Annotated in this window: 3 protein-coding genes; all 3 read left to right on the top strand. The window is 45.1% G+C overall.

The window, feature by feature from the left end:
- Nucleotides 1-281 precede the first annotated feature (281 nt).
- Nucleotides 282-788 (top strand): YbjN domain-containing protein, encoded by a 507-nt coding sequence (locus tag H6G62_RS27130; protein WP_190500936.1) that lies wholly within the window; start codon nucleotides 282-284, stop codon nucleotides 786-788.
- Nucleotides 789-928: 140 nt separating this feature from the next.
- Nucleotides 929-1,207, top strand: a complete 279-nt coding sequence (locus H6G62_RS27125) for a UPF0175 family protein (RefSeq protein WP_190500935.1) — start codon at nucleotides 929-931, stop codon at nucleotides 1,205-1,207.
- Nucleotides 1,204-1,768, top strand: a 565-nt coding sequence (locus H6G62_RS27120) for a DUF3368 domain-containing protein (RefSeq protein ID WP_190500933.1), incomplete at its 3' end; no start/stop codon positions are given. The genes H6G62_RS27125 and H6G62_RS27120, both read left to right, overlap by 4 nt.

Raw genomic sequence — 1,768 nt, 5'->3', positions numbered from 1 at the left:
ACGCCAAGGCCTTGAGGTGTCGCAGATCCCGACGATGGCTATATTGACGCAGCAAGGACAGCACTTGATCATAGAGACAGGTGGTGGCTGGCATGGCAAAGACCCTGAGATATGCAATTCCAGCGTCTCATGTCACCTCACCTTTTCCCCCTCGCAGCACGAGGTTTCAAGCCTTTCACCCACTTCTGTCAGGCAGTCAGGCTTGCGGGACATCTGCCTCAGCAAGTCTCAAGTATTGTTCAAGCTGTGGTTCTACTTTATAAAAATGAGGCTAAGGTCATATGGGAATTTTTGGAAGCTTGATTGAAGGGGTTGGCAGCTTTCTAGGAAGCAAGCAAGGCGAAGAGATTTCGATTGAAAGCTATGTTCAAATTGCCGAAGCTTTGCTGAGGGAACTGGGTGTAGATATCAAAGATTCTAGGCTTGACCTTGAATCTAAAAATGATAGAGGTTGGTTGATTCAAAAAGGGAGTGCGCAAATTATTATTTTGATTGCAGAAAATGATGACGACGACGATCCTACTATAGAAGTAGTTTCACCTATTCTGAAACTTCCACCCCAAAACATTCTGCCATTTTATCGTCGATGCCTCGAACTCAATAGATACCTGATTGGGTGTGCTGTTTGCGTCAGTGAGGATAAGGTTTTAGTAAGAGCCGAAATGCCCCTTAGTGGATTGAACCTAGAGAGTATTGCACTAATGATTCTAAATGTTGCAGGGGCAGCAGATCAACTGGACGATGAACTAGCTGAAGAGTTTGGTGCTAAATTGTACGACGAATCCTGAATCGAAAATTGACAGTAGCTAATGAATAAGAATTAGTGTTAGAAGGCGAGAGCAGTTTTGCACTTATTAGCAGTCAATTTTAGATATGCAAGGTTCATATCATCTGTGGTTTACTGCCCCTTATAAACGGAGTCCGTAATATGCAAGTTACCCTTGATCTGCCTGAAGAACTGCTTCAGTACTTCAACCAAGACCACCTTGCCCGTGAAATTTTAGAAGCACTAGTGATTCAAGCTTACCAGTCTGAAAAAGTTACTAATGCTGAAGTAGGCCGCATTCTGGATTTACCCTCTCGTTGGGCAGTGGATGCATTTTTGAAGCAACATAATGCTGACTTGCATTACGACGAGGCGGATTTGAGGCAAGATCGTGAAACCCTCCGTCAACTCCGTATAAAACAAGACAATAGTGCTTCATGACCGTCGTTTCTGATACTTCTCCAATTAATTATTTGCTGCTTATCGACCAGGTTAACCTCATCCCACGTTTGTTTCAGCAAATTATCATTCCCGACGTGGTTCGGGACGAAATGCTTGATCCCTCTGCACCACTCGTCCTTCAGAAATGGATTGTCAATCCTCCTGCTTGGCTTACAGTTCAAGCTGTTTCCGGAGTTGATGCTTCCCTCAATACCCTCGATCCAGGAGAACAAGCTGCCATAACCCTTGCTCAAACCTTACCAGCAGATTTGCTGATCATTGATGAACGCTTGGGGAGACGTGTCGCTAGTGATCGGAGAATTCCCATTATCGGTACTCTTGGAATTTTGGATGCTGCTGCAAGTCAAGGGCTTATTGATCTCGCAGAAGTGATCACTCGACTGCAACAGACGAACTTCCGTATATCTCGCCGCATCATTCAGCAACTTCTAGATGCAACACTCCGGACAGATTTAGGAGGCTGTGATCCCAGTCTATGCGGCGATAACCCCGTAGTTCAGGAGGGTCTGGTAGTTGGGATGGGATTGAATCAAAGTTGGC

Origin of the sequence: Phormidium sp. FACHB-1136 (assembly GCF_014697375.1) — a bacterium.
Classification (GTDB): Bacteria; Cyanobacteriota; Cyanobacteriia; order Phormidesmidales; family Phormidesmidaceae; genus Nodosilinea.
This window is presented reverse-complemented; position numbering and strand designations above follow the sequence as displayed.